The organism is Pontibacter mangrovi (genome assembly GCF_006385705.1).
GTDB classification, from domain to species: domain Bacteria; phylum Bacteroidota; class Bacteroidia; order Cytophagales; family Hymenobacteraceae; genus Pontibacter; species Pontibacter mangrovi.
The window spans coordinates 328,062-348,153 of sequence record NZ_VFRQ01000005.1 but is presented as its reverse complement, the minus strand read 5'-3'; the positions used below and the strand labels follow the sequence as shown (position 1 = coordinate 348,153).

Here is a 20,092-nt window from a genome sequence, read left to right as displayed (position 1 = left end):
CTAATATATAATATTAGTTTTAATTTACTTATATGTCTGTCTTTTTTATACTCTGTGCTAAACCAAAAGCCATTCATCCTTTGGTGAGAACAAATGGCTTTGGGCTACATAAAGTATACTTACCGCACTAGGCTGCGGAGCATGTCGGCCGCGGCTTCCGGTGTGATGTCGCGCTGCGGGTTTCCCATCATCTCGTAGCCCACCATAAACTTCTTCACGGTGGCAGAGCGCAGCAGCGGCGGGTAAAAGTGCATGTGGAAGTGCCAGCCCGGGTACTCCTGCCCGTCGGTTGGACTCTGGTGAATGCCGGAAGAGTACGGGAACGACACGCCGAACACGCGGTCGTAAGTGGCGGTCACGGTTTTGATGATCTGGCTGTAGCCGTTTTTCTCCTCCTCTCCCATCTGCCCGATATGCTGAAAATGGCGCTTGCTGATCACGATGGTCTCGAAAGGCCACACCGCCCAGAAAGGCACCAGCGCCACGAAGTGCTCGTTCTCCGCCACCACCCGCTCGCGCGTCTCCAGTTCAAGCTTCAGGTAATCGGCCAGGAGGCTGCGGTGGTGGTGCTCAAAGTATAAATGCTGCTGTTTTGTCTCCTTGGCTGGCTCTACGGGCACGGTGCTCTGCGCCCAGATCTGCCCGTGCGGGTGCGGGTTGCTGCAGCCCATGATCGAGCCCTTGTTCTCGAAGATCTGCACGTAGTTGATGAAATCCTTGCTGCCCAGCTCGGCATACTCCCGCTGCCACAGGTCCACCACCTTCCGGATATCTTCGGGCTCCATGTCGGCCAGCGTGAGGTCGTGTCGCGGCGAGAAACAGATGACCCGACAGATACCGCGCTCACTCTCCGCCCGGATCAGATCGCCTAACACATAAGCTCCCTCCGGTGTTTCGGCCTGCAGTGCACCAAAGTCGTTGTTGAAGACAAAAGTAGATCCGTAGTCCGGGTTCTGCTCGCCGCCTGCGCGGGTGTTGGTGGGGCAAAGGTAACAGCCGGGGTCATATTCGGGTCGGGTATCGCAGCTTTGCTCCTCCTCCTGCCCCTGCCACGGGCGCTTGGCCCGGTGCGGCGACACCAGCACCCACTCTCCGGTCAGGGGGTTGTATCTTCTGTGCGGATGTTCCGCTAAATCAAAATCAGGCATTTTTATTTTCTTTTGTATTGATGCCAGAAAAGGGCTTCAACTGGATAACTCAAATTATAATTTGCTACTGCTATGATGCGCATTTACCCACCCCCGCCCCTCCCAAGAGGGGAATTTGTACACGAGTAATCTTTTCCCCTCCCTGGAGGGGTTAGGGGCGGGTTAATCGAATTTAGACTTTACACCTTACACTTGCCCTGGCTCCACCAGGCTGCTGCCGTCCACGATCTCGGCCACGTAGGTTTTGAGGTGGATGCCGAACTGCAGTTTATAGGCTTCTTCCATACGTTGGATGAACTCCTCCAGCGCCTCCAGCTTCACCAGGTTGATGGTGCAGCCGCCAAAGCCGCCGCCCATCATGCGTGCGCCCAGCACCGCGTCCATCTCCCGTGCCTGGTCCACCAGGAAATCCAGTTCCTCGCAGCTCACCTCGTACTTGTGCTGCAGGCCGCGGTGCGAAGCGAACATTTTCTCTCCAAAGGACTTCATATCGCCCTGCTCCAGCGCCTGGCAAGCCTCCTCCACCCGCAGGTTCTCGTGCACCACGTAGGTGCAGCGCTTGTACACCGTGGGGTCGAACTCCTCCTGGTGCAGCTCCAGCATCGGTACGGTCACGTCACGCAGGCTGTTCACCTCCGGGTAGTGGCGCTGCAGGTGCGCCACACCGGCCTCGCACTCCTGGCGGCAGGTGTTATACTCCGACGAGGCCAGGTTATGCTTCACCTGTGTATCGCAGAGCACAATGCGGTAATCGGCCATCTCCAGGTGGTAGTAATCAAAGTCGAGGGAGCGACAGTCGAGTTTCACGGCGTGGTCGCGGCGGCCATACATGCTGGCGAACTGGTCCATGATGCCGCACTTTACGCCCGCATATTCGTGCTCGGCCAGCTGCGCCATCTTCACCAGGTCGAGCTTCGGGATGTTATATCTGAAGATGTGGTTCAGCGCATAGGCCAGTCCGCACTCCACAGCCGCCGACGAAGAAAGCCCGGCCCCTATCGGGATGTTGCCGCCGTAGACCAGGTCAAAGCCTTTCACCTCGTAGCCAGCCTGCTGCAGCTGCGCAATCACGCCCAACAGGTAATTGGCCCAGCTTATGTTGGATGGCTGCACCTGGCTCAGGTCAAACTCCGCCCCCTGCTCCAGGTCGTAGGCGTAGGCGCGGAAGGTGTTGGTGTTGTTGGGCGCCACGGCAAAGTATATTTCTTTGTTGATGGCGGCGGGCAGCACAAAGCCGTTGTTGTAGTCGGTGTGTTCGCCGATCAGGTTCACGCGGCCCGGCGAGCGAACGATGGTCGGCTCCTGGTTGTACAGTTCTTTAAATTTATCTTTAATCTCTTGTAGCATCGCTTGTAACGTATAACGGAAGGTCTGCAAATATAGCCTCCATGTCAGTATAATTAAATTACCTTAGCAATAGAAACAGCAGCTGCGTATTCTTTGCACAAAACGCAAAAAACCCAGTTATACTTAGCGGGCTGTAACCGGTTGCACCCAGGCTGTCTCCATGTCGCCTGCCTGGTAGGGGTTTTCTTTGGGTTTGGAGGAGATGACTTTTGCCCGTACGTACAGGTCTTTTTTCCGCAGTTTATACTTTGCGTGACTGCCTTGCACCTCCTTCAGCAACGCACCGCCCTGCTCTTTGCCATCGGCCGTTTTCTTTGCTCCCCAAAACTGGATGGTGTAGCTGACACCAGCTTCAGGCTTCACCGAAACCTCCAACGCGTTTTTGCGGAAGCGGACATCCTCCAGTTCCACACCGGTTGTGGCGTAAAAATCGCCTTGCTCCATGGCCTCGATAAGGGCCGCTGCCGATAGATCCGTGGCCTTCACCATAAGCCACCCGCGCCCAGGGTTCGACAGGCCAGCGCCGCTCTTCAGATAATTATGCGCGTCATCGGTGGCTAAACCGTACAAAAGCGGCTCGCCCTGGTGCAGGTAAAGTATAAGCAACCTGTCCCAAAGCTCTTCCATGCCCATCGTGGTGGAATCGCCGTAGTTGTGCACGTGCGGGTGGCCGTTGTATACTTCAAAAAAGCGATCGCCTTTCAGGTGCGCCATGTCCTCCAGCTTTATCGCCCAGCCAAAGTTAGGGTGGTTGATGTGGGCAAACATCGGCTGACCGGTTCGCTCCCGCTGCGCATACACCGCGTCCAGGTTGTTCTGCATCACCTCGGCCACGCTGTTGCCTCCCTGCGGTTTGATCACTTCCTTTACATTGATGGCCCCCATGTGGATCGGCTTGCCATCATAGCCGTCCGACACCTCCTCAGCCTGTATGATCAGGAACTTTTCCGCTTCCTCGAACAAAGGCCGGTACTCCTCCAGGGTTTTCAACTTTACGCTGATCTGCCCGGCAGAATCCGTTTTATAGGTGACCCACTCGCTGCCATACTTCTCCAGGTACTCCTCAAAGCGCCGTTGCCGGAAAGGGTGCTTCGGGATGGCTTTCCACTTTTCTCCGGCTGCCAGAGTGTTGTGGTCGGAGAGCGAGATAAAGTCGTAGCCGTGAGTTTTGTACCAGTCCATGATCATCTCCGGGAAGTCGTCCCCATCGCTCCAGTAAGAGTGGGTATGGGTGTTGCCCTTATACCATTTTTTGGTCGCCTCCTGTGCCTGCAGTTGGGTGAGCGGCAGAAGAAGGAGGAGTAGGAGAATGTAGCGCATTAGTGTAAAAGTGGGTTCAGATAATAAGTTTTTAAAGTATGAGCCGGGCAAAAGCCGATGCACCTCCTAAAGATACACAAACATCCGGCTTCACAAACGCGGCTGCTCCTGTAATTCGAACGTTACCTGCTGCGTAGCATACTTCTCGGAGACTTCCGGCATGGTTGCCTGCATAGTATACACGTTGCCTTTCCTGCGGAGGATCTTGCCGTTTGCCACAGATTTTACATTATCATTGGAAAGCACTTCGAACTGGTACGTTTTGCCGGATAAGCCTTCCAGGGCTACGGTATACTTCGTTCCGCCCAGGGTCTCGCCCACGATTTTCGCGCCCTTGTTCGTGTCGCCCGGGGCAGGCTTGTTGATGAGAGGCAAGACGCCTATGCCTCCCTCCTGCACAATCTCCACGGTGGTTTGGCCGGTGATGCGGATTGGCTGCAGGCGCAGCTGCATACTTTCCGGTTTGCCTTCCTGTGCGAACTTTACCTCTTTCCCGTTTACCAGCACTTTTTGAATGCGTGCTCCCGGGAGCACGCCCGGAGAGAAGATCAGGTCAAAGCCTTTGTCATCCGGTTTATACTTAAAATCATACTTGGTAGAGGTTGCCGTGCGCTGCATTAGTACGCTTGCCCGATGCTCCCCAAACTGGATGTTATCCACCTGCACCTCGTTCCAGTGCCAGGGGAAGCGCGGGGAAAAAGCAATTTGGTTTGCCAGCGCGTCCGGGGCCAGCCCCAGCATGCCCTCCAAAACAGGCTGAAGCACCATGGTTTCGGACCAGCCTTGCTGGTAGCATACGCCAGCGGGTTTATACTCAGATCCGTGGAGGGTTTCTTCGGCGCTGCCCAAACCGTAGTGCTGGTACAACAGCAAATTGTTCATCGTGTGGGTAAAGCCGCTCACGTACTTGCCGGTTTTATACTCTGCCAGCGCTACAAAGCCACTGAACAGCGGCCACACCATACCTGCGTGATAGGCCTTGGGGTTAAACTTGTCGCTGCTCTCCGGCAGAATCCTCAGGCCCCAGTCGGTTGCATAGTCGTTCCGGGAAAAAGAAGCCGTTGTTTTAGCGGCTTTTGCCGGATCAGCCACCGCATTGAAGTAGATGGGAACGCTCGACAGCATGGTTTCTTCCTGCATAAAACTGCCGTCGCGCATTTTGCCGTTGTAGAAGTACTCGCCCTTGGTGTCCCAAAATTCCCTGTCGATGATCTGGCGCACGTTTGCTGCGTCCTGGCTATAGCCTTTTGCCAGGCTTTGGTTCTCCAGCATTCCGGACATGTAAGCGGCAGCATCCAACGCGGCCACCCAGCTGCCGGCCAGGTAAATCTCGGTATGCGCGCCAAACAGCGGACCACCTTCTATCCAGCCATGCCCCACGTTCGTGATCTCTATCAAGCCATCCCTGTCGGTGTCGGTGCTGTAGCAAAAATCCATTGCCTTTTTTAAGGATGGCCAGATCGAGCGGATATAGTCTAGGTCGCCGGAATATTTCAGGTAATGCGCCGCCAGCACCACATACAGCGGCGTCGCGTCGGAAGCGTCATAATGCACCGCCCCGCTGGAGGTGAGCTCGTGGTAAATTTTACCGGTCAGGTCCTGGTACTTCACAAACACATCCAGCGCTTTCTTCACCATCTGATGCCCGCCATAGGCGTTGATGGCCATGCCGCTCCACTGGGCATCCCTCCCGAAATACCAAGCGTAGCCGGGCCGGCCGCTTATCTTTTGTCCGCCGCCCCAGCCGCGGGCCGTGGTGCCAAAGCCGGCCATGAGCGAGGTGCCCAGGCCAGGGGTTTCCTGCAGAAACTGGTCTGTCCGCGCCAGTGCCCATTTATACCCTGTGTTGAACTCCTTATCCGGGGTAGTTACGATCAGGCTGTTGCGCAAGAGGTTTGCAAAGTATGCGGAGGACTTTTTGAAAAGGCTGTTAAATTCCTTCGATTCCTGGTCGTACAGCTGCAGTGTGTTGTCCAGCCCCTCGCTGCCGGCCACCAGGTAGGCGCTCAGTTTTCCCTGGGCATCGGCGGCATCAAAACTGAAAAGGCCACTCAGTTGGATCAGGTCAGTTTTCTTTCCTGTGTACATTCCGTTTCTATACTTGAAACCATCGAATTGTCCCAAAGTATACTTTTGCGGTTTGCTGCTAAAGCCCATGACACTGGCCAGGTCGCCGCCCTGGGCAGAGCCTACGGCAGCGTTCATTTCCGGGGACCAGGCAAAGTGAATGGAGTTGGTGGCTTTGGAAGAGTATGGCCACATGTAGCGGAAGTTTGAAGTATACCTGATGAAGATCTTATCGATCGCGGCGCTCTCCCACTCGTAGTGCACAGCGGCCACCGGCTTGTCCATGGCCACGGTGGTGATTTCGCGGATGACAGCCCCGTTTATAGTATATTTCCTAATCAACAGCTCCGGCGAAATGGTGACAGCGGGTGTCAGCTCGTTCAGCCATACCACCGAGTCAGCTCCCTTCATCAGCACGCCGGTCGCCACATCCCTAAACGACATGAACGGGTGCGACCAGATCTCATCGATGCCGCCTTTCTGCTTCCCCATCACCAGCATCCGCCGGCCGGCCAGGCTGACGAAATCCTCCGTGGCCTGCTGTTTCTCCAGCTGCAGCGTCAGCTCCGGCAGCTGCCATTTGGTGGCCTGCACAAGGCCCGTCTGCGGAAAATCACTTTCCAAGGCCACTACCTGTTGGGCAGCATAGTTCCAGTAGCGCGGCTCGATGCCCTCTATCTGCCCGGCCGTATAGCGGAACAGGTTGCGGTAGAAGCGGTGGAGTTGCAGCGTGTTAAAGTTTGCGGGGGCAAAGTATGAATAGGCCCCCACGGCGATGATCTTTCCTTTGCCGAGCGTGTACTCCAGCACAAGCTTGTTGTTTTCATGGAAGGTGATGTACGTCCACTCCGTGCCGATCACCTTCGCGATGGTTGTATCCGGCAGGCTGTTCTCAAAAAAGCCTATCTTCCGGATCACGTGGTCCTTCTTCGCTTTCCAGGGGTAGGCGCCGCCGTGCAGCCCCTCAAAAACAGGATGCGATTTGAACGCGTGAAACCCAAGCGGGCGCCCAAATCCTTCGTCCTTCACGGTGTCTGTCTTCACCTCAAACGAATGCTTTTCAATGCCCCAGTCGTTGAGTAAGCGCACAGCCTCCATTGAGAGAATAAGGTTGCCGCCGTTCTGCACAAACTCCTTCAGCGTTTTTCCGGCCGCTACTTCCTGTTTTGTGCTACCATCCGGGGAAAGCTTGTGGAGCCATACATGCGTAACGCCCGCTTTCTTTAAGGCTCTGCCCTTTTTGAGCTGGTCCAGGCGCAGTGCTACCGTTTCAAAATCCTGTTGGTCCTGCAGAAAGGCCTCCACAACTGCCTGTTCGTCGGCGGGCAGGGCGCTAGCTACCAGGCCTATTTTTATCTGTTGTGTAGGGTGGTTTTTCTGGGCGTAAGTAAAGGTGCTCAGAAGCGCCAGCAAAAGTATAAACAGAGGTCTTCTCATGCGTTTTAGGGTAAGGTAATCCGGGAGCTGCTACTTTACCGAAAACTTGTAGATAGCGGTGTGCTGGTACTGCTCCCCGGGTTGAAGTATGGTGGAAGGAAAGTTCGGCTGGTTCGGAGAGTCGGGAAAATGCTGCGTCTCCAGGCAAAACGCCGACCGGAACTCATAGGGTTTGTCGCCTTTGCCTTTGTCCTTGCCATCCAGGAAATTGCCGCCGTAAAACTGCAGTCCAGGCTCTGTGGTGTATACTTCCATGTACCTGCCGCTCGTTGGCTCCCATACTGTGGCGGCCAGTTTTTGGCTGTTGCTGCTGTCTTTCAGCACCCAGTTATGGTCGTAGCCTTTCCCGAACTTCAGCTGTTCAAAGTCATCTTCCACCCTTTTGCCGATCTCGGTAGGCTCCCGGAAATCCATCGGCGTACCCGCCACTTTTTCGAGCTTTCCTGTAGGGATCAGCGTCTCATCCACCGGTGTATAGGCATCGGCATTGATCATCAGCACATGGTCGTTTATACTTCCTTTGCCGGCGCCGTGCAGGTTGAAAAAGGAATGGTGGGTCAGGTTGATGGGCGTGGGCTGGTCGGTGCTGGCGTCATAGGTGATCTTAAAGGCATTGTCGTCGGTGAGGGTGTAGACCATCTTCACCTGCAGGTTGCCCGGGTAGCCTTCCTCTCCGTCTGGCGAAAGGCGCGTGAACTCGATCGTCTGGTCGTTCACCTGTTTGGCATCCCACACCTGCGCGTTAAAGCCTTTAGTGCCGCCGTGCAGATGGTTGGGGGCGTTGTTGGTGGCAAGCTTATACTGTTTCCCGTCCAAGGTGAATTTGCCATTGGCAATGCGGTTCCCGTAGCGGCCGATCGCTGCCCCAAAGTATGGCTCGTTAGCGTTCAGGTAGCCGTCCAGGTTATCAAAGCCCAGCACCACATCCTCCATTTTGCCATCCTTATCCGGCACCAGCAACGACACCACTTTGGCCCCGTAGTTGGTTACCGCCATCTCCAGTCCGTTCTTGTTTTTGAGGAAGTATAACTGCACCTGTTTTCCGTCCAGCTCCCTTTCAAAGTTTGCCGGGTCCAGTGTGCTTTTCAGTTTGCTTTCTGAGGCGCTCTCTTCTACCGAGGTGCCTGCCGTGGTGTTATCTGTTTGGTTATTGCAGGATGCTGCCAGCAAGAGATAAAGGCAGGGAGCAATGAATTTTCCGATTTTCATAGTTAGTTCTTAAAGCTAAGATTTTCAAAAACAGCTGCCCCCAAATGAGGCTCTTTCTTAAAGGATGCAGTCTCCGCGCAGCATCTTTCCGGCTTCTTATCCTGCCATACTTGACGCAACACGGAGACTGCAATTTTCTTTAGTTATCCTTCACGCAGCGGAAGCCCACGGTCGCGTTTCTTTCGAAGCCTTCGGACACCCGGAGTAGGAACTGCCGGTAGTGCAGCTCGCGCGGCCCGCCCTGCACATACCACCAGCTGGAGGTGGGGTTATAGTAAGAGCCGCCCTTCATGATGACGTAATCATAGGAACCATTTCTGTATTCATCGTTGGTGAGTTGCCATACTGAGCCTACCAGGTCCTGCAGCCCGTAGGGGTTCTTCCCTTTCGGATAAGAGCCTACCGGGTCTAGCTTCCCGTTGCCGAGGTTGGCATAGGCCGGATCTATCCCTTTGATCTTGAACACCGTCAGGGTGCCGGTTATGGGCTCTTCCTCGCGGCGGATGTTGTCTGTTTTCGCACTCCAAGGCCAGGCCCTTCCGTCTGGTGTTTGGGCGGCGTACTGCCACTCCACCTCGGTTGGCAGCCTTTTGCCGGCCCACTTGGCGTAGGCCTTAGCATCCTCATAGCTCACATAGGTTACCGGGTGATCTTCCGTGCCGGCAGGTATCTTGCCGTCTACCCAATGCTTGAGGAAGTTGGCTGTGTCGGCGGGCGTATACTTGCTCTTGTTCAAAAACTCCTCGAACTGGGCATTCGTCACCGGATACTTGTCCATGTAAAAGGCGTTCATTTGGTAGGTTCTGCCCTGGTTATACTTTGGGTAAGGGATAAAGTCATCGCCCTGCGTAGCTTTGAAGGTAAATTTGCCTGCCGGGATCTTCACCATCCCACGCTTGCCGCCGCTTTTCGTGGTCTTCTCTACTTCGGAGGTCAGGCGCGGCGTACCCGGCTTCACCTCTACGATGTTCTCGTCCAGCAAAATGCCCTCGTTAAACAGCTGAATGATAAACTTGCCCTCAAAGCGGCCAAAGTGATCCAGAAGGCGCACCTGGTGGCTCCCCGGCTTCAGTTCCAGCGGCTTTTTCTCATAGTCCGGCACGCCCGCCCATATCTTTATCTGGTCCCCTTTATCGGCGCTCACCAAAAGCATGTCGCTCTCTAACGAGGTTTTTAAGATAACAGGAAGCTCGGCGATGCAGTCTACTTCGCCCTCGTTGTTCGTGCCCAGGTAAGCCTTGTGGAAAGCATCCGTCTCGGCCTCTACGTAGAATTTGCCGTCTTTCTTCTCCGGCTGCAGCTCTTTGTGGTGCCACAGGTCCACGAAATGCCTGCCCTCCTGCGGCTGCACCTCAAACAACAGATCCTTGTAGCCTTCCGGCACGATGCTGTAAATGGTGTAGATCACCTTGTCGCCATCCACCCACTTGTTGGCATATACTTTATCAGCTGTAACCGGGATAAGCGGCGTGTAATTTTTGGAGGTGAAGTTATAGGTGTTCTCGCGCAGGATGCGGGAAGTGCGGCCCAGGTAGTTATACTGTTCCTCCGCCCAGCTTGGCTGGCCCGGGGCGAAGATGTTCAGCTCGGTGCCATAGCCGTTGAAGAAAGAGGTCGCATACTCCCGCTGAATCGGCTCCTTATACAGTTCAGCCACGCGGTAAATGGCAAACTCAGGCTTGATGAACTTGTTCAGGTTGAGCATGGGCGCATAGTATAGCGCGTTGTGCACCCGCCCCGAAACAATGCCCTGCATGTCTTTCGGCACGGCCATGCCCTCGCTGTACATGATCACGCCTTTCTTCACCTCGTCTGCCGCCTCCTGCAGTTCTTTGCTCGAGGAGCCTTTCGTGTCCAGCACCACCCCATCGGCACCGGTGTTTTTGATGATGTCGGCAATGCCACTCATGTGCCCCTCGTCGCGGGTGCTTTCGTCCCAGGGGTTGTAGCAAATGAAAAAGGCGGTACCCATACTTCTGGTCTCATCTGCCGTTTGCCGCACTTGCGCCAAACCGCCCGGCAGGTCACGAAAAAGGTCGAACTGGTTGCGCTGGTCCAGGCCAAGGGTAGGCCAGGTAGGCCAGATACCGATCGCGTCATCACCGCCATACAGCCGCTGTCCGCGCTTCAGGAACTCCTCCAGGTGGAATTTGCCGTCCGCGTCATCGTAGTAAAATTTGTCCCAGCCCATGAGTAGGTGCATCACATAAGTATGGCGAATCCATTTCAGGTCCTCGCGCTCAAAAAGGGTGTTGTCAAACGAGGCCACATCGTACAGGTAGCGCTCCTGGAACATCTTTTTGAGGCCCTGTTGCCAGTCTCCGTTGTAGGCGTCGGCGTAAAAATCATACTTTACAGAGCCGCCTGGGGCAATCACCGTTTCGAATCGGCGGCGGGTGGCCTTTTCCATACTTTCCAGGTCCCGGCGCACCAGTGCGCACACCGCCTGCCCGTTGCCAAGCTCCAGCCCGGTGTATCCCAGCTCCCAGGCATTATCCGGCACGATCACGTTGACAGGGCTCTTGCCTGGCAGAAACAGGTGCGTGCGCGAAAGTGGGTGCTCGCCCTTGCCGGTGATATAAACTGCTTTATCCTCGCGGCCCAGCGGCACCACGTTCGACAGCCACACGGTATCCGGCGAGGTGTTTTTGAACGTAACCTTGCCTTTATAGCCTGGCGTAAAGCCCTTCTCCTGCTCAAAGCTTACCTGCACCTTCTTTTCCGGCTGCAGGCTGGTGGCGGCCTTTTTATCCACCTCGTAGTATACCAGCGGCAGTTCTGCGGGTGCCTGCAGCTCTTTGCCTTTCACCGTGAACGCCTTTACCCCTTTCGCTCCGCTGCTCAGCGAGATGCCCTGCAGTTCCTGCGCCTGTGCCGAAAACAGCACGACAAGCCCCAGAAGCGTGGCGAAAGTCCTTTTAAGTTCTAATCTTACCATCGTATAAACAGTTTATTTTATCTCCCCGCAGGGCTTACTCATACTCTTTAATGACCGGGAACTCTGTTACCCGAAGCGTGGTGCAGCCATACGGGATAAGCGTCAGCTCAACTTCAGGCATCTCTTTGACTGAGGAGATGCCGTAGATCATGCGGCTGTAGGGCTGCGGGCCGGCCATCTCGTTGTACAGGCTCCAGAAAGGCAGCTGCTTGCCCTTCACCTTGATCTCGATCGGGGCACCGGCCAGGTTCCAGGGGTAGGCGCCCTTGGTGTCCTTTTTCACCACCGTAAACACCTCCTGCGTCTTATCCTTCGGAAAGTCCAGGATGCCGTAGTTCCAGTCGGTGGCAGGGCTCACTTCATAGTACTCCCTGCCATACCGCTCCGGATTGTCCTTTATCTGCTTCTTGCTCCAGTCTTCCTCCACTTTCAGCGCATACACCAGCGGGCCGCGCTCCACGGCCATGGCGTTCTCATACCAGGTGCTGGTTTCTATGTGCATCGGCAGGTCAAGCGCTACCACATCCCCCGACTTCCAGGTGCGGTTGATCACGATGATGCTGTTCGGTTTTGCCTCTCCCTCCCAGGGTTTTCCGTTGATGGTTACCTTGGCGTTTTTGCTCCAGGATGGGATGCGCACATGGAACGGGAAAGCCACTTTCTTCTGCTTACCTTCTATATCCAGTTTAAAGTTGATGCCCTCGTTAAAGGGATAGTTGGTGTCTTCGGTCATCTTCACGGCTACCCCGTCTCCCACTTTGGCGCGTACTTCACTCGGCGAGAAAACCAGGGCGGCAAGGCCGTTGTCCTTGGTGGCGTACCAGAGGTTCTGGGTAAACTTCGGCCAGCCTTGGTGCATGTTGGACGTGCAGCACGGGTAACCGGTCCGGAGCCCGTACACCAAGTCGGTTTCGCCATGGTTGATGTCGAAGTTGCGGGGGTGGCGCGAGATCTTCACCTGGTTGACCTGCTGGAAATACTGGCGCGTCATAAAATCGTCGGATACCTGCGTGGGCAGCGCGTTGAAGGCTACCCGCTCCAGATGGTCGGCAAACTGCAGGTCCCCTGTTATTTCCATCATCTTCTCCAGCGAGAACATCAGCTCCACCGCCGAGCAAAGCTCTGAGCCTTGGGTCGGGTTGTTGCCGTGCAGGGCCTCATCGCCGCCATACATGCCCTGCGGCTGCCCATGAAACTGGCGTATATCGGCAAAGGCTTTCTTTACGGCATGCAGGTACTTTTCATCAGAATCCTGCTGATAGTAAATAACAGGCTCTTTTATACCCTGGGCCAGGTTTACGCAGTGGATGGTGTTGATGCGCGTCAAATCGTCGCGGTTCAGGAACATGTCCACGAAGTCGTAGCCCTGCTCGTGCAGGATGTTGCCCAGTTCCAGCAGGTGCTTTTCGCCGGTAATATTGTAGAGCCAGTACACTGCCTGCAGGTTGTCGGCCGAGCGGTACTCAGCCCAGAAGGTCCAGTTGCCCAACGGCTTTTCAGGCAGCGTTTTTAGCTGATACTTAAAGTAATTGCTCATCAGCTTGATTACCCTTTGGTCTCCGGTGGCGGAGTAGTACTGCTGCAGCACTTTCAGCATCACCATTTTGGGCCACCAGTCCTGGGAGTTGTTGCGCTGCAAGCCCTTCTCAGGGCCATAGTCGGTAGACGGGCCAAAATACCCATCCGGCCGCTGACTCTTGATCGCCCACTCTACCCACGGCTGCACCTTGTCTTTCAGTTCCTGATCGTCCAGGATGTAAGCCAGCGGCAGAAGGCCGTCTATCCAGTAGGGGCCGCGCTCCCATTGGTCGCCGTCTCCCCCGAGCCAGCCGTTTCGTGGCCCCATCACCTGCGGGTACAGCTGGTCCAGCTGACCACTGGCGCCGTTCTTCTGCCTCACCAGCATCTCGTGCAGCCAGCCTTTGGGCTTAATGCTTCCTAGCGGTAGTTCTATGAAGGTTTTCTCCTTCAGCGGAGCTCTGTTATTAGTATAGTTCTGAGCTTGCGCCTGGGTAACAAACAACCAGGCCAGTATACCAATTGCCAATATTGTTTTCATTTAAGGATTATATAGATGAGTGTTATTAAAGCTTAGGGTACTGATCAACGGACAAATAATCGAGCCCGAAAAAGGCGGTTTCCTTCTCGTTCGGCCTGGACTGCACCACCTCTACCTCCAGCGTGTTCTGGCCCTGCTGCAGCGCGAAGCGCCCCAGGTTTACCGTCTCGGTTTTCACCTCCTTGCTGTAGCCGTCCACTATGTTTTTAACTTCTTTCCCGTTCAGGCTGAATTTGAACTTGCCGTAGTCCGGGGCCTTGGTAAGGTGCGCTGCCACGTGAAACTTGCCCGCCTTATCGGATACAAAACTTAGCTTTAGCTTATCGCCTACATTGGTGTCGTGCCAGAAAACCTGCATGTTGTCGCTCCAGCCATACTTCTGCGTGTTCTGGTAGCGGAAGTTGCCCCCGGTGGCGTTTTCGAAAATCATCTGCTCTCCCTCTATTTTACCATCGGCAACTACCGGCGAGATCAAATCTGAGCGCTTCAGTACCACCGGCTCTTTGGCATTTTCTACATCCGGGGCAATGTTCGTTTTGCCGCCTGGCAGCATGTAGTAAAAAGAGACAGGGGCAAAGTTGATGTGGGCGCGTGTCCAGTGCCACATCTCCATGTCGAATTTAAGCGTGTTGCTAAACGGAATGGCATCCAGGCCTCTGAAGCGCATGTTCATAGTATAGCCCGGCACAAAATTGCCGCTTCCGTCGGGCTGCGCAATAAAAGGGTGGTTGGAGAACCGCTCCGGGCGGCACCAGGCGTAGCCGTAGTAATCTTCTGTGCCGGTGCCTACATGCGAGGGAAAATTCTCCCCATCCACGTAAACTTTCTCATCCCCTTCTCCCCACCAGGCATACACGGTGTTAAACAGCGTAATCGCATCCCCGACATAGGTGCCTTTGCCGTCGAGCTGCACGTAGTTGATGTCGAAAGGGTCGCCGCCGCCCTCGTTATTCTTCATCTCGCCTGTAAACAAATTGGTGAACTGGTGCCAGCTGGCGCCGAAGTGCATGCTTCTGTCGTCCCACTTCCAGGGGCTGGTCAGGACCTCGCCCTCTACCGTTACCGGAGCATCCGTCAGGTTGTGCACGGTCAGTTTTGCTTCTTTCTCAAAAGGCATCACCCACCATGCCGAAAGCTCGCCTGTGACCGTATCTACTTTGGTATACCAGGTGTTAGAGGAGCGCAGCTGATAGCCTGTGCCGAAGAAGTCTCCAACAGGGCTCCATACGGTTCGCTCACCGTCGAAACTTATCTCCAGCACGGTGCTTCGCAGCGCCTGCTCCAGGTTATCCGCCTCCAGTTTTAGCTTGATCTGCCGCACAGCATGGGGTCCTTCCGCAAGCGAAACAGCAAGCGAGTTGCCGGCCTTTATTTCTCCGCTTACAGGATGAGAGGCGGTTTTCAGTTCATCTGTTCCACGATAGCGGCTGCTTAGTTTTTCCTGTACTGTTTTAAGCACAGGATTGTCCGCTCCCACATCTGCCATGGTAAAGGTTTTGACACTGGCATCCTGATAGGTGCGGTAGTTGATGTTGTAGTAGACAGCCTCTCCCCCCGTTTTCGCGCCGGCATCTTTTATATTCTGGCTTTCATAAGTGATCTTGCAGCTTTTGGCGTAAGGGATGGGCAAGTATAAATTGTGCCCGCGCATCTTGTAATCGGTGGCGTCGCTGACGGATGTTGCCAGCGGACCATCGGTCAGCACGTTGCCGCTGAGCACATCCATCGCCGGCGCGGCGATCACAGGTTCTTCGCTGCCGTCGAGGTAAAAGCGCAGCGTGCCTTTGCCGCTGTCTTCGCCGGCAAAGGTCATCCAGAAACGCACCACGGCACCCGGCCCCGTCGTGTCGAAAAGCACATACTCTTGGCGCCCTTTTGTCGTCTCTTCGCGGAGGAACATGGAGCGGTCCCAGTTGGCAAACCAGGTGGAGTCCCCGGGCTTTTGCATGGCGCGGTCGTAGCTGCTGAACTGCGCCAAAGTATACGCCGGCGAAGGATACCGCGCCAGCGACTCCCTGTCCGCCATCTCCTGCAACAGGCTGTTAAACGTCACCTCGCTCGCGCCGGAGCTATCTTTTACAGAGGCGCACTGGCTCAGGAGCGCGCAAATCCCAACCAGAAATAAAGTATAAATTGATTTCAGCGATCTTCTCATTTTACCTGAGGTTTAGTTTTGTAGGTATCCAGCATCATTCTGTTGATGATCCCGGCCCAGATGTAGGTGCGGTGATATCCGCCCCAGGCCTCGTCGGGGCTGTAGAACTCCCACAGGTTATGGTCCTTTTTCAGCACTTCGGTCATGCCGGCAGCCACCCTGTCTACCAACTCCCGCGCTTCCTGCTTATACCCATAGTCCATCAACCCGCGCATGATCAGGTAATCCCACTCCACCCATACCGGGCCGTTCCAGTAGCCTTTCGCGTTGTAGTAGGGATCTTTTGCCGACAGGGAAGGCACGCCGTAGGGGCGCCAGAACTGCTCCGGGTCCGTTAGCTTGCTCACCAGCCGCTCGGCCTGCTGCTTATCGGCAATACCGGCCCACAGCGGCAGGAAGCCGATGATCTCGTCGCGCTTCAGGTCGTTTTCTTCTTTAAAAGTAAAGCGGTGCGTGTTTTTATCCACGTTGTAGTAAAAGCCGTTCTCCTCGTCCCAAAAGGTTTTGTTGATCAGTGCAGCCCGTCGCTCATGGTCTGCCTTCCAGCGGTTGGCCTCTTCCTCCAGTCCCAGCTTGCGGGCCATGGCTTCTAATGACTTCGCCTCCATTACCAGCATGCAGTTTAGGTCCAGGCTTTCGAAGTTGGTGGGGTAGCCCACCTCATCCCATACCGCCACCAGCGCATCCCGCACCGACTCCAGTATGGCCTCTCCACCCCACTCACACAAGCCGTCCTTATCGCTGTCGCGGTTGCTCACGTAGAACTCGAAAAACTTTTTGGAGGAGCCGTACATTTCCTTCAGAAAAGCCTCGTCCTGCGTGATCTTGTAAACCTCCCAGTTCAGCCAGGAGTACCAGGGGGCCGACGAGGTCAGCTGCCCGTTGTGCTTGATGATCTCATCCAGGTAAGAACCTGTGCGGTAGTTGATGTAGCCGTTGGGGTACTGCCGCTGCAGGTATACCCGCTGCGAGTTCATGGCGCTGACAGGGTCGATGTAGGCGTAGGCCAGCATGGTTATACTTTCGTGGAACACCTGTCCGCCATGCCCCCAGCCCCAGGTGGGCTCCCGGGAGAAGACGTAGTAGTTGTAGTCTGATTTTCCTTCAGCCGGGTAGAACACCTGCCGCATCATGTTGTTGGCGCTCCAGTAAAGGGCTGTTTTCTCCGGGTCCTCAAACTCCGGGGCCGGCGTTTTGGAGAACAATGCTTCGTTATACTTCTTGTATTCTTGCAGATCCTGCGCCAACAGGTCCTGCGCTTCCTGCATCAGCTTTTGTCTTTCATCCTCCTTTGCCGCTACGACGCGTACTACTCTTAGCTCAGCGCTTTTCCCCGGCTTGAGTTTGAGTTTCTTGCTGAAGGCTACTACTTTGGCATACTTTGCCGGGGCTCCTGGCTTTACCCCACGCTGCACGTAGGCGTCAAAAACGGTTTTGGGCAGGTTGTTCACCTCCGGAGAATGGATACTCATCCGGTCCCCGTCGTGCGCCACCACCACATAGCCATAAACTGCCTCCGGGTTTATACTTGTGTCCGTGTAGGTGGTGGCCTCCAGCCGGTTGGCGACACGCTTGTAAACCGCCTCGGGGTAGGCCCTGCGGTAAACCGAGTACCGCGTGCCCGCTTTCACCGGCTGCCACTGCAGCGCAATGGCGTTCGGCGTAACTTTTATACCTGGCTCCCCGACAGACGCTGGCAAGGCTTTTTTCTCCAGGTCCACATCGGCGCGCCTTTGGGTTTTATCGTCCAGCGTACCGGTTATCCTTCCGCTCATCTGGCTGCCATACTGTGCGGCAATGGTATACTTGTTAGCGGCAGGGTTGAGAAGGGCAGTTTCGAGCCGGAAGTATCCGCCGTTGTCAATTACAGGCTGCGCCCCGCCTACCACAGGGCTTTTCTCGGTGATCATTTGCGAGAGATCGTCATCTACAAAAAGCTGCAGCCGTACGGTCCTGCCCGCATCCGCGATGCGCACTTTGCCGGGCAGATAGGTTCTTCCGTTTACCTGCCGCTTCGCCTGGCCAGTTAAATCCACCGAAAAAGGTATGGCAGGCGCTTCGTTATACTTGCTACTGAATGAGCCGGCAAAATCCGGCTTCTCTGACAGTAAAAAGACATTCTGTATGCTATCGGTGTAGGGAAGCTCGTGGTTCAGTGTCCAGCCGTCCGGGTACTCTTCATGGTCAAAAGTGATCATACTTCCGCTTGTGCCCACATTCCGGAAAGCGCGGTAATCGTTGCGCATGAAAGGCACCACCGTTAGCGTTGCTTTTGCCCTGGAGTTATTCTGTACTTTGATGTCGAGCAAGGCGGCGGTAGAACTGTGCACGGCGAAAAAGGCCTCTACTTTGATATCCTTAAATGGATAGAACTCATAGGTCACCATATCCGGGTAGCTGCTGGTGATAACGGGTGCTTTATACATGTCCGCCACCTTGTACACCCACTTGTCCTTCAACTTAAAGCCAAGGCCCAGGTCCCCTCCAGTGTCGGTTACAAAATCGGCTCCCAGCGAGTCAGCATAGTAGCGGAACTCATAGCCTTCGTCCAGCACAAAGTTAGACCGCTCCATGGCCGCGGCATAGGTGGCGTAAAGCGGGAAATCCTTGCCTGCCTTTAGGTTAGAAAGGTACGGTGTCTGGCAGAATGTTGGAATGGCAACCAGGGATAAAAAAGCTGCCTGAAATAACTTCCTTAGCATGAGGGGTAAGGGTTGGTTCTTGATAAAGATAAGCGACTGTCCTGAGCGGTAAGCCGGCTAGTGGCTCCTGAAATTACCGGGCGCTATTCAGCTGTTGCTTCAAGCGCTTCTCCTGTTTCATGGCGGCGTTGTAGTCTACCACATAGTGCCACCAGTTATTCAGGTGGCCATCCGCAGGGTTGATGCCGGCGAAGTTCGGGATGTGGCGGTACCACCAGGACATGTAGCCCAGGTGCGAGCAATCCCACTCCTCGCACGTCACCACGCGGGGCTCTGCCGCCGTCAGGTTCGGGTAGTTGAACCACACATCTGCATAGGTTTTTACAGGCGCGGTGTTCTTCCAGTCGTAGTCTTTCAGCCCGTTTGGCGGAAAATGGATGTTACCAATATAGGCTTTTCCGGGTGTAATTTTATCATAGGAGGTAAAGATCTCCCAGTTGTTCAGGTCCTTGGAAGTATGGTCCCAGCGGCCGTATACCTGGCGCATGATGGACTCAAAACGGTGGCCGTAGCTTTCCAGGGCAAGCGACATGTCCCGCTCATAGTTCAGGGCCATAATCGTTAAAAGGTCTTTGCAGGAGGTGTTCTGCACCGGGTCGGAGTTTAACCAGAAGGCATTCTCGCCGGCAAACGTGGATTCCCAGGCGCCTCCGTAAGGGAATGACCATACCCATACTTCGTTTATCTCGCCCTTGTCGCGCATATCGCAGAATCCGTAGTGCTCGATCAGTTTGTTGTAGTCGAACTTGGTGTTTTCTTTCTTCAGCGTCGCCCAGTCCGGCTCGGAGAGTAGCTTTACCATTTCCTCCACGCCAAGAAGCTCCGTGCTGTTCTCTAGGCGCGTGAACAGCTTGTTATCATCGTATACTTTCACGATCTCATAGTTCACCACGCCGCCGCTAAGGGAGTTCAGGCTGTCGCGGTAGTCGATCATGAGCTTTCGGGGGTCCTGCCACTTATACCTGTTGCCCGGCGAACGAAGCACCTCGTGCATCCGCTTGTTACCTTTGGATGGGATCTTAGGGTCCTGGATCACAACGGCCACTTTTACGGTAATTGGGTCGGCCTTTGGGTAGGAAGACTGCCCTTTGGAGGTGAGCGTGCTTAGCAACACGAACAGGCAAACGTATAAAATTTTATTCATCTTGGCTTTGGGTCAGGAGGTAAAGTATGAATTCTGTGAACAGGGTTGGAACGGGTGCGGATGAGAAAGGCGAGTACCTGTGCCCGACCCATGACAGGCCGAACACAGGAGACTCTATTCAAACAATCCACCTTAATTCTTTGCTACCCAAAACAGCGTTTCGCCGTCGTTCTGCAGCATGTATGGCGTTTGCGCGGTCAGCGTCACGTCATCTATACTTACCGTTAGGTAATTTATACCTTTCACAAATTTCTCTTTCGGGAAAACAGCTTCACCGCTGGCGTCGGTCACCGCCTCGGCCACAGCGTTTGTGCCGGCTGTGCGGTTCTCCTCCGAGGCGTATACTTTTACCGTCGCACCTTCTACCCTATCGTTTGTGTCAGTGCCGTTATACACGATCACGTGCAGCTCGGGCGGCGTTACCGAAACTATGTCCATGTCCATGTCGCGCTCGCAGCTGCTCACCGAAACAAGCATCAGGAGGGCCGCCAAAGCATGGCCCACTCTTGTAAGGAAGTTCTTATAGTTGTTCATCGTCTTTGCTTTAAGTTCTTGTTGATGGATTC

General features: G+C 54.9%; 11 protein-coding genes. All 11 read right to left on the bottom strand.

Features of this window, described 5'->3' with window-relative positions; all coding sequences use genetic code 11:
• Nucleotides 1–119: 119 nt before the first annotated feature.
• Nucleotides 120–1,148: a UDP-glucose--hexose-1-phosphate uridylyltransferase gene (locus FJM65_RS11565; protein ID WP_140621676.1), complete on the bottom strand. Its 1,029-nt coding sequence runs from the start codon at nt 1,146–1,148 to the stop codon at nt 120–122.
• Between the two features lie 186 nt (nt 1,149–1,334).
• A complete protein-coding gene (locus tag FJM65_RS11560) occupies nt 1,335–2,495 on the bottom strand; it encodes a galactokinase (protein WP_140621675.1) in 1,161 nt (386 codons plus the stop codon).
• Nucleotides 2,496–2,618: 123 nt separating this feature from the next.
• Entirely contained in the window at nt 2,619–3,815 is a 1,197-nt protein-coding gene (locus FJM65_RS11555) for a PHP domain-containing protein (RefSeq protein ID WP_140621674.1), read from the bottom strand.
• A 90-nt stretch (nt 3,816–3,905) separates the two neighbouring features.
• Nucleotides 3,906–7,319, bottom strand: coding sequence for an amylo-alpha-1,6-glucosidase (locus FJM65_RS11550; protein WP_140621673.1), 3,414 nt, complete (start codon nt 7,317–7,319; stop codon nt 3,906–3,908).
• A gap of 30 nt (nt 7,320–7,349) precedes the next feature.
• Nucleotides 7,350–8,528 carry an aldose epimerase family protein gene (locus FJM65_RS11545; RefSeq protein WP_140621672.1) on the bottom strand — a complete coding sequence of 393 codons (1,179 nt, stop codon included), beginning with the start codon at nt 8,526–8,528 and terminating at the stop codon, nt 7,350–7,352.
• A gap of 139 nt (nt 8,529–8,667) precedes the next feature.
• Entirely contained in the window at nt 8,668–11,466 is a 2,799-nt protein-coding gene (locus FJM65_RS11540) for a formylglycine-generating enzyme family protein (protein WP_140621671.1), read from the bottom strand.
• 34 nt (nt 11,467–11,500) lie between these two features.
• The gene (locus FJM65_RS11535; RefSeq protein WP_140621670.1) at nt 11,501–13,525 is read right to left on the bottom strand and encodes a beta-L-arabinofuranosidase domain-containing protein; all 2,025 of its coding nucleotides are present in this window, start codon (nt 13,523–13,525) and stop codon (nt 11,501–11,503) included.
• A 25-nt stretch (nt 13,526–13,550) separates the two neighbouring features.
• Entirely contained in the window at nt 13,551–15,680 is a 2,130-nt protein-coding gene (locus FJM65_RS11530) for a glycoside hydrolase family 172 protein (RefSeq protein WP_140621669.1), read from the bottom strand.
• Complete coding sequence (locus tag FJM65_RS11525) at nt 15,677–18,382, bottom strand: amylo-alpha-1,6-glucosidase (protein ID WP_140621668.1); 2,706 nt, start codon at nt 18,380–18,382, stop codon at nt 15,677–15,679. The genes FJM65_RS11530 and FJM65_RS11525 overlap by 4 nt, the downstream gene beginning before the upstream one ends.
• A 73-nt stretch (nt 18,383–18,455) precedes the next feature.
• Nucleotides 18,456–19,526 (bottom strand): hypothetical protein, encoded by a 1,071-nt coding sequence (locus FJM65_RS11520; protein ID WP_140621667.1) that lies wholly within the window; start codon nt 19,524–19,526, stop codon nt 18,456–18,458.
• A 132-nt stretch (nt 19,527–19,658) separates the two neighbouring features.
• The gene (locus FJM65_RS11515; RefSeq protein WP_140621666.1) at nt 19,659–20,060 is read right to left on the bottom strand and encodes a hypothetical protein; all 402 of its coding nucleotides are present in this window, start codon (nt 20,058–20,060) and stop codon (nt 19,659–19,661) included.
• Nucleotides 20,061–20,092 lie beyond the last annotated feature (32 nt).

Excerpts from the sequence above, each read along its gene's own strand:
- FJM65_RS11565 (WP_140621676.1), bottom strand. The coding sequence starts at position 1,148 with ATGCCTGATTTTGATTTAGCGGAACATCCGCACAGAAGATACAACCCC.
- FJM65_RS11560 (WP_140621675.1), bottom strand. The coding sequence starts at position 2,495 with ATGCTACAAGAGATTAAAGATAAATTTAAAGAACTGTACAACCAGGAG.
- FJM65_RS11555 (WP_140621674.1), bottom strand. The coding sequence starts at position 3,815 with ATGCGCTACATTCTCCTACTCCTCCTTCTTCTGCCGCTCACCCAACTG.
- FJM65_RS11550 (WP_140621673.1), bottom strand. The coding sequence starts at position 7,319 with ATGAGAAGACCTCTGTTTATACTTTTGCTGGCGCTTCTGAGCACCTTT.
- FJM65_RS11545 (WP_140621672.1), bottom strand. The coding sequence starts at position 8,528 with ATGAAAATCGGAAAATTCATTGCTCCCTGCCTTTATCTCTTGCTGGCA.
- FJM65_RS11540 (WP_140621671.1), bottom strand. The coding sequence starts at position 11,466 with ATGGTAAGATTAGAACTTAAAAGGACTTTCGCCACGCTTCTGGGGCTT.
- FJM65_RS11535 (WP_140621670.1), bottom strand. The coding sequence starts at position 13,525 with ATGAAAACAATATTGGCAATTGGTATACTGGCCTGGTTGTTTGTTACC.
- FJM65_RS11530 (WP_140621669.1), bottom strand. The coding sequence starts at position 15,680 with ATGAGAAGATCGCTGAAATCAATTTATACTTTATTTCTGGTTGGGATT.
- FJM65_RS11525 (WP_140621668.1), bottom strand. The coding sequence starts at position 18,382 with ATGCTAAGGAAGTTATTTCAGGCAGCTTTTTTATCCCTGGTTGCCATT.
- FJM65_RS11520 (WP_140621667.1), bottom strand. The coding sequence starts at position 19,526 with ATGAATAAAATTTTATACGTTTGCCTGTTCGTGTTGCTAAGCACGCTC.
- FJM65_RS11515 (WP_140621666.1), bottom strand. The coding sequence starts at position 20,060 with ATGAACAACTATAAGAACTTCCTTACAAGAGTGGGCCATGCTTTGGCG.